We start from the raw sequence: 8,110 nt of genomic DNA, 5'->3' as shown, positions 1-8,110 counted from the left end.
GGCCACAGCAAACCCCTTTCGGCGTGTGCGATCGGCGGCGTCAGGGGTTGTCGGTGTGGTGCTCACGGGCGGTGCTGCCTTTCCCGGCGTCCGGGCGCGGAGTCCGGCGTTTCGGTGATGATCTTGTAGATGACGACGCCGATCGCGGCCAGCACGACGGCGCCGAGCAGTATTGCCCACAGGAGCGGTTGCGCAGCGATACCGGCGGCGAACCAGTCCTGTACTCCGGTGACCGTCGACGTCACGGGTGACACCGCGATCGGGTCCAGCAGTTCCTTTACCCAGTAATAGGCCAGGTAGGCCCCTGAGAGGCTCAAGGTGATTCCCGAAAGGGCAGCCAGCCAGCGCCCTGCGGTCCGGGCACGGCGCACGGCGGCCGAGCCGAGCGTGGTGGTGACGACGGCGGCGGCAGTCACGAACAGCCCCATGCCCAGGGCGTAGGCAAGATAGGTGGCGAGGCCGGCTTGGAATCCCTGGCCGGCGACGGAGCCGGCTACGGCGGCCAGGAACAGCGGCAGGGAACAGCTCAGAGAGCCTGTTGCGTAGGCCACCCCGTAGACCGCCATGGCCAGCACTGACCGCCGCGTGCGGAAACGGGGGGCGGACAGGTGCAGCGCGGGTGCGCGGCCGAGCAGGGTGGAGATTCCGGCGCCGGCCATTGCGATGCCGACGGCGGCCATGACCCAGGGCAGCCAGCCGGTGGCCAACCGGGCGCCCTCTTCGACCAGCAGCCCGAGCACGCCGAAGACGGTGACGAAACCGGCACTGACACAGGCGCCGGCCAGCAGACCCCGGGTGATCCGCGCGGTCCCGGAGGCGGCCGTGGGACCCGTGGCGTCAGGTGCGCCGGTGAAGAGGGCAAGGTAGGCGGGGAGCATCGGGAAGCCGCAGGGGTTCAGGGCCGCGGCAAGGCCGAGGGTGAAGGCGTAGAGGACCGGTCCGGCCTGGTTCGCGGTGACCACGTCAGTGCCCGGACCCGGTGCGCCGGTGCAGCGACTCCAGGTAAGCGTTGTAGTCCATCAGGTCGGTGTTGCCGTCACGGGCGGCGCGGCGCTCGGCGGCGCGGGTCGCGCGCTGGTCCGATTTTTGCCATTTGGCCACGAGCGCGCCCAGAACGAGGAGGGTCGGAAGTTCGGTGAATGCCCAGGCGATTCCGCCGCCGGCGGCCTGGTCCGCCAGCGGGGAGACGTGCCATCCGGCTATCGGCCGGGCGTAGAACGTGACCATCAGGGAGGTGGACATCATGACCACGACGCCGAAGAAAGCGTGGAACGGCGCCGTGGCGGCCAGTTCCAGGACGGGCAGGACGGGGCCCGCAACGCGGCGGAATCCGCGGGTGGGGTTCCGGGGCGACGGGTCGACGCCGATGATCCCCCAGAAGTACAGAAACCCGACGATCAGGAAGTGCACGAGCATCAGGTTGTGCCCCCACCAGGTGCCCATGAGGTAGTCGAAGGCCGGGGTGAAATACAGGCCGTACAGGCTCATGATGAACAGCGCGAAGGTCACGCCCGGATGCATCAGGAAGGCGGCGGCCTTGGTATGGAGCAGCCAAATAACGCCCCGCCGGGCGCCCCCGCGCGGTCCGGCTCCTGCCGGGAGGGCCCGCAGCAGCAGCGTCACCGGGGCGCCGAGGACCAGGAACACCGGGGCGAGCATGTTAAGGACCATGTGCTGGATCATGTGGATGCTGAAGAGCTCCATGCCGTAGCCCTCGATCCCTGTCGCGGTGACGAGCAGGACCGTGCCCAGCCCCAGAAGCCACCAGATGGTTCGGGCAGGGGGCCACCGGACGCCCCGGCGGTGGAGAACGACGGCGCCCCACCCGTACAACCCCAGCAGGATGAGGACGATTAACGGCAGGAGCGGAACGGGCTGGGGGTGCCAGGCCAGCACTCGTGCCAGGGTCGGAGGCTGGACCGGCATCCACATTGGCCCGCTCATCATCACGCCCGGATCTCCGGCACCCGGGACCGGCAGACCGACGTCCGGCGACACCCCTAGATCCCCAGGATGAGGGTCTCGTCCGCGGAAGGCTCGCCCGCGGCCCGGGCGAAAACCTCGAACCCGGCCCGCACCGCGTCCAAGTCCGCGGCGGAGAGTTTCTCAAGAACCACCGAGATCTCCCGCCGGCGCGCGCCGGTGACCTCAGCGTAAACGCGTTCGCCCTTCTCCGTCAGGGAAACGATGACCTCGCGGCGGTTATCGGGGCTGGCCGAGCGTGCAACGAGGCCCCCGGCGACCATCCTGTCGGCGAACCGGCTGAAGCTGGACTGACTGGCCCCCAGGTGGAGAGCAAGTTCGCCCATCCGCAGCGGCCCGAAGTTGGACAGGACCACAAGGACCCGGAACTGAGGCAGCGTCACGGCGTCCATCACCGGCGCCAGCGACCGGGCGATAACGCCCAGCACGGCACGGGAAGCAGTCAGTGTGCTCTCGAGCGCATCACGATGACGCGCAGCCGTGGGGTCCACGGATGGATTGCCGGACGCAATGGTAGTGTTCATACTTGTCATACTACATATATTGTCTCAAATCATGAATTGGAGTTTCCTTTGACCGCGCAGCACGCTGCCTCCCGCCGTCAGCCGGACCGGGCCGCCTTCCTCCAGAGGAAGTTCGCCGGCTCGTCCTACCAGCTGGTGGCCATGGCGGTCCTCGTGGGGGCCGGTGCCGGACTGGCGGCTGTGGCCTTCCGATGGCTGATCACAGCGGCCACCTTGTTCTTCAGCGGCACCGGGGACTATTCGGCCGTTCAGGGTGACCGGGCTCATCCGTGGCTGCCGTGGCTGGGAGGCCTGTTCGTGGTTCTGGCCCCTGTGGCCGGCGGTCTGTTGTACGGGCCGCTGGTCCAGCGCTTCGCCCCGGAGGCGCGTGGCCACGGCGTCCCGGAGGTCATGTATGCCGTGAGCCAGCACGGCGGACGCATCAAGGGCCGGGTTGCCGTTGTCAAGGCGCTGGCGTCGGCCGTCTGCATCGGCTCGGGAGGGTCCGTCGGCCGGGAGGGGCCGATCGTGCAGATCGGTTCGGCCCTGGGGTCCTGGCTTGCTCAGGCGGTCAGGTTGCCCGAGTCCCGGGTCCGGGCGCTGGTGGCCTGCGGCGCTGCCGGTGGGATTGCCGCAACCTTCAACGCCCCGATCGCCGGGGTGTTCTTCGCCCTTGAGCTGCTGCTCGGGGACTTCGCCGCGGGCGCCTTCGGCCCGGTGGTGCTTGCCTCGGTCACCGCCTCGATCATCGGCAGGGCGTTTCTGGGCAATGCGGCTTTTTTGCAGCTGCCCGGCTTCAACATCTCCTCGGCTGCCGAGTACCCTTTGTTCATACTGCTGGGCTTGCTCTCCGCCGTGACCGGCATCGGTTTCACCCGGATTCTGTACAAGGTCGAGGACCTGTGTGATTGGGGCTGGCGGGGTCCGGATTGGCTGCGCCCCGTCGCCGGGGGTTTGCTGCTGGGGGTGCTGCTGCTGGTGCTGCCTCAGATGTACGGTGTTGGCTACCCGGTCCTCCAGACCGGGGTCGCGGGCGGCTACGCGGTCGGATTTCTCGCCCTCCTGCTCGTGGGAAAAATTCTCGCCACCAGCTTGACCATTGGTATTGGCGGCTCCGGCGGCGTGTTCGCACCGTCCCTGTTTATAGGCGCCATGCTGGGAGCCGCGTTCGGAGAGGTCGCCGGTTTCCTCAATCCCGCCCTCCACGGGCAGGTGGGCGCCTTCGCCCTGGTCGGGATGGGAGCCGTGTTCGCCGGCGCAGCCCGGGCATCGATCACCGCGGTAATCATCATGTTCGAACTCACCGGCGAATACTCCATCATCCTGCCCCTGATGCTGGCTATCGTCGTCGCGTCCGGGGTCTCCAAAGTCCTGTCCAGGGACACCATCTACACCCTCAAGCTGCGCCGCCGCGGCATTGACCTCGAACGCCACCCCGGCACCGAGGTGCTGCGCGGCACGCTCGTCGGGTCCATCATGGTCACCGGCTTGCAGCCACTGCCGAAGGACATGTCGGTCGCCGAAGGAGCCCGACGGTTGCTCGCCGATGGACGTCTGGCCCTGCCGGTAACGGACCAGCAGGGCCAGTTGGCCGGAGTGGTCACCGTGCACTCCCTCTCCGAGATCCTCAGCAACGATGAGGACCAGGACCGGCTGCTGCTCTCTGACATCGCCGAAATGCCCGCCACCGTCCTACCCACCGCGAGCCTGGAATCCGTTCTGGATACGGTCCTGGAGTCCTCGACCAGCGCAGGCGTTCCGGTAACCGATGACACCGGCATCCTGCGGGGCTGGCTAGATCAGGCAGCTGTCCTGCGCATCCTGTCCGTTCCCGGCGCTGGAGGGTCTCGGCCGCCCGGAACGTGATCCCCTTGCCCCGGCTATCACGGCCCGGTCCAGATAAGCGGGCCACCACAGAGAGGTAATTGCTATTGCTGAAAATGAGAACGGTCCTGGGGAAGTTTCTTCTCTTTCTGGGTGTCAGTGCATTGTGCGGTGTTCTGGGTGCCGGACTCGTAGTCCCCGCCGCGGCGGTGGCGGGGTCGGCGGCAGGGTTCTCGGCCGGGCTTATCGGAGACCTGCCCGCTGAGCTGAAGATTGACACTCCCGCCCAGACCACCACCGTCCTGRCCAGCGACGGATCGGTCATTGCCACCTTCTTTAGTCAGAACCGGGACAGCGTGGCACTGGATCAGATGTCGCCCTTCATCCGGAATGGCATCGTCGCTGTCGAGGACGCCCGGTTCTACGAGCACGGCGGCATCGACCCGACCGGAATCCTCAGGGCACTGGCGGCCACCGCGCAAGGCGGACGCCAGGGCGCCTCGACGATCACTCAGCAGTACGTGAACAACGTCATCATCCAGTCCCACATCGCCGCCGGGCACCAGGACCAGGTCAAACTCGGAGCCGCCAAAACGGTCGGGGACAAGATCCGGGAGATGAAACTCGCCATCGCCCTGGAAAAGAAGTATTCCAAAGACCAGATCCTCCAGGGCTACCTGAACATCATCTATTTCAACCACAACGTCTACGGGATCGAGGCGGCCGCCGAGTATTACTTTGGCGTCCACGCGAAGAATCTGAGCCTGCCCCAGGCCGCCACGCTCGCCGGCGTCATCAACAACCCTGCATACTACGACCCCGTGACCGAGCCTGCGCATGCCATCGGGCGGCGAAACATCGTGCTGGACAAAATGCTCGAGCAGGGAAAGATCACGGCCGCAGCCCATGACAGCGCGATCAAGAGTCCGATCGGCCTGCACGTTCATCCGGCCCCGCAAGGCTGCATGGCAGCCGTCACTGCCCCGTATTTCTGCGATTATGTGCAACGGCTGATCCTCAATGATCCGGCCTACGGCGCCGATGAGGACGCGCGGCGCAGTTTCCTCTACCGCGGCGGCCTAACCATCCGGACCACCCTGGACCCCGGGCTGCAAAAGATCGCCCAGGACCAGGTCAACTCCACCATCGCGGGTGCGGACCCGCTGCAGCGCGGGGCGGCGCTGGTCAGCGTCGAACCCGGCACCGGCAAGATCCTGACCATGGCGCAGAACACCGCCTACAACCCGGCGCCCGCGCCCGGGAACTACATGGGCAACTTCGCGCTCCCCGCCACCGACACCAACGGCCATCCGCTGGACGGAGCCGGCGGGTTCCAGATCGGATCCACCGTCAAACCGTTCATTTTTGCCCAATGGCTCAACGCCGGAAAATCCATGAACACCGTCCTTAACGGGGCCGTCCGGGACTACCCGCCGGGCTACCCCTGGAAGAACTCCTGCGGCACCACCACGGGCTCCTATGACCCGGCGACCGGAACCCACCTTCTGCCTAACGATGACCCCAACCACTACTACCCGATGAGCGTCCTGCAGGGGCTGTACCAGTCCATCAACACCATCACGTTCCAGTCCGCCAGTCGGCTGGACCTCTGCGAGGTCCAGAAGATGACCACGGCCGCCGGCATCACGGACGGACACACCAACAAACCCTACGACTTCTCCAACATCTCCAACCTCATCGGCTCCGTCGACGTCGCCCCGCTGACCATGGCCAACGCCTTCGCGACCTTCGCCAGCGGAGGAACCTACTGCACCCCGAGGGCCCTCATATCCGTCACGGACAGCCACGGAAACCCGCTCCCGGTCCCCGAACCGGACTGCCACCAAAGCATCGACCCCGGAGTCGCCGCAGGGGTGACCTACGCGCTCAAAAACGTCCTCACAAGAGGATCCGGCTACAACATCCCCGTCGACAAAACCAGCTACGACATCTTCGCTAAAACCGGCACGACCGACGGGAACACCATGACCTGGACCGTTGGCGCCACAGCCGGCATCGCCACAGCATCCTGGTTCGGCAGCTACAAAGGCACCGGCCCGCAATGGGTAAACCAGAACATCACCATCAACGGCCGCTACTACGCCGGCGTCGACGGCGCCGACCTCGCCGGCGGCCAGTGGGGACGCTTCATGGACGCAGCCGCGCCCCAGTTCACAACACGGGCATTCCCGCGGCCGCCGGCATCGATGCTCGGAACACCGGCCCGATGACTACCCGAAGGCTCCGCATGCCCGCCGCGTCACGCCCCGCCGGGGGATGCAGCGGGCATGGGCGCGTCACAGAAAGCACTCTCCGATCATCGGAGCTACGGACTACGCAACGGTGCTTTGCGGGCCAATCGCCGGTTACGGGCCGCAACGGAGCAGCAGGGAAGACTGTGCCTTCCCTGCTGCACGGCCAAAAATTGATGCTTCGAGTGCAGCTGCGCGGGTTGCTTCCGAGCATCAAGACACGCCATAGAAAGTGGCCGCCCACGGACGTAACTTGAACGAATGGACATCAACAACGGTTCATTCGGGCGCCGTATCGTCGACCTGCCGGCCGTGGCGATGATCGGTGACGGGGCACTGGCATTGGTGGTGCCGGCCGAACACATGAAGACCTGGATCTGCGGGCCGCAGCGGTGGCGCGACCTGATCAATTTCCTCGCCGAGCGACCAGGATTGACGCGCGTGGTCGGGGCAGTGGAGGTTTGCGCGGCCCTCTGGTGGGTTCGTCGATCCCTGAACGGGAGTTCACACGCCCGCGACCGCTAACGGCGCCAATGGCGGGTCGGATTCTGAGAGCGCGGGCCCACGCTTCCGTTCGCACCGTCGTCTCCCTCGACGTATTGGCCGATTTCCGTCCCTGYGGTTCGGCCTTGCACCGTCCCGGCGGTGCCGTAGTCGGCCTCCACAAAGCGTCCGGCCTCTTCTGTGCCGCCCTCAGTTGAAGCGGGTACCGCTCCCTCGCCGCCGGCTGCACCATAATCGCGTTAGGCATACCGGCCTTCTTAGTCTCCGGAAGCAACGGCCGGCCGACGCCGGGGAAGAAGTTCATCTTCAGCAGCACGGGGTCCAGGCCTTGACCTCTCATGGGTTTGACTCTCCTCGATCAGGGGACAACCTCCATAGGCGCTCGGCCGACTCTGTCCCCTGCTCCCGCGTCACCACGTGACGCGACCTCCAGCATTCATCCTCCCGGTGCAGTGCGGGAAGCGCTAGGGCCCAACGTCCCCACCCGCCACCTGGAGGTTAGCTGTCGCGCAAAACGCCGTCCTCAGCAAGACCGCCGACAATTCCAGCCCTGAGGTGAGCTTAGCTCTCGTGGAAGGAACTTCATGGCACATCTGACTGGAGACAGKCAACAGGGAACCGTGCGCGCTGGACAGCCGGCGAGTAAAGAGCCAAGAATGAGCCAACGGAGGTCGGCGGATCTCCGGCGCTCCCGGCCGGGCGCCATTGGGCCCGGCTCATCTGATCGTTGGAGGSAGGACATGAAGGCCGTGGTCGTCGGGGCCGGCATTGCGGGCCTCGTCGCGGCCCGCCAGCTCGGGTTGGCCGGCTGGGACGTCGAGGTCCTCGAGAAATCGGGCGCTCCGCGCCCCGATGGCTACATGATGGACTTCTTTGGTCCCGGAGTGGAGGCGGCCGAGCGGATCGGCCTCTACCCGCGGCTCGCAGCTGTCTCCTACCATGTCGAGGCAGCCGAGTATGTCGATGCAACAGGTCGCCCCACATCCAGTATCGACTACGACCAGTTCGCGCGTCTTGCCGGCGGGAAGGTCCTGAGCCTGCTGC

At 66.2% G+C, this 8,110-nt stretch carries 7 protein-coding genes; 4 read left to right on the top strand and 3 right to left on the bottom strand.

Going from position 1 to position 8,110, the window contains the following annotated elements:
• Nucleotides 1–62 precede the first annotated feature (62 nt).
• Genes AB4Y86_RS07020 through AB4Y86_RS07010 form a run of 3 tightly spaced genes read right to left on the bottom strand, consistent with a single transcriptional unit; the run spans nucleotide 63 to nucleotide 2,507 of the window.
• Nucleotides 63–962 (bottom strand): cytochrome c biogenesis CcdA family protein, encoded by a 900-nt coding sequence (locus AB4Y86_RS07020; RefSeq protein ID WP_441401340.1) that lies wholly within the window; start codon nucleotides 960–962, stop codon nucleotides 63–65.
• A 1-nt stretch (nucleotide 963) separates the two neighbouring features.
• Complete coding sequence (locus AB4Y86_RS07015; protein ID WP_441401338.1) at nucleotides 964–1,998, bottom strand: cytochrome c oxidase assembly protein; 1,035 nt, start codon at nucleotides 1,996–1,998, stop codon at nucleotides 964–966.
• 2 nt (nucleotides 1,999–2,000) lie between these two features.
• Nucleotides 2,001–2,507, bottom strand: coding sequence for a MarR family winged helix-turn-helix transcriptional regulator (locus tag AB4Y86_RS07010; protein WP_441401336.1), 507 nt, complete (start codon nucleotides 2,505–2,507; stop codon nucleotides 2,001–2,003).
• Nucleotides 2,508–2,555: 48 nt separating this feature from the next.
• Between AB4Y86_RS07010 and AB4Y86_RS07005 the strand changes: the two genes are divergently transcribed.
• The 4 genes from AB4Y86_RS07005 to AB4Y86_RS06990 all read left to right on the top strand — a co-directional run.
• Nucleotides 2,556–4,352 carry a chloride channel protein gene (locus AB4Y86_RS07005; protein WP_441401334.1) on the top strand — a complete coding sequence of 599 codons (1,797 nt, stop codon included), beginning with the start codon at nucleotides 2,556–2,558 and terminating at the stop codon, nucleotides 4,350–4,352.
• 74 nt (nucleotides 4,353–4,426) lie between these two features.
• Nucleotides 4,427–6,541 (top strand): transglycosylase domain-containing protein, encoded by a 2,115-nt coding sequence (locus AB4Y86_RS07000; RefSeq protein ID WP_441401342.1) that lies wholly within the window; start codon nucleotides 4,427–4,429, stop codon nucleotides 6,539–6,541.
• A gap of 282 nt (nucleotides 6,542–6,823) precedes the next feature.
• On the top strand, nucleotides 6,824–7,087 hold the full coding sequence (locus AB4Y86_RS06995) for a hypothetical protein (protein WP_441401332.1): 264 nt from the start codon (nucleotides 6,824–6,826) through the stop codon (nucleotides 7,085–7,087).
• Nucleotides 7,088–7,806: 719 nt separating this feature from the next.
• Nucleotides 7,807–8,110 (top strand): FAD-dependent oxidoreductase (locus AB4Y86_RS06990; protein WP_441401330.1); only part of this gene is annotated, 304 nt, incomplete at its 3' end.

The sequence above is a fragment of the Arthrobacter sp. 2YAF22_2 genome, from assembly GCF_052114645.1.
Lineage (GTDB): Bacteria > Actinomycetota > Actinomycetes > Actinomycetales > Micrococcaceae > Arthrobacter.
This window is presented reverse-complemented; position numbering and strand designations above follow the sequence as displayed.

What these genes read in the sequence shown, in the direction of transcription:
- AB4Y86_RS07010 (WP_441401336.1), bottom strand. Translation starts at nt 2,507, where the DNA reads ATGAACACTACCATTGCGTCCGGCAATCCATCCGTGGACCCCACGGCT.
- AB4Y86_RS06995 (WP_441401332.1), top strand. Translation starts at nt 6,824, where the DNA reads ATGGACATCAACAACGGTTCATTCGGGCGCCGTATCGTCGACCTGCCG.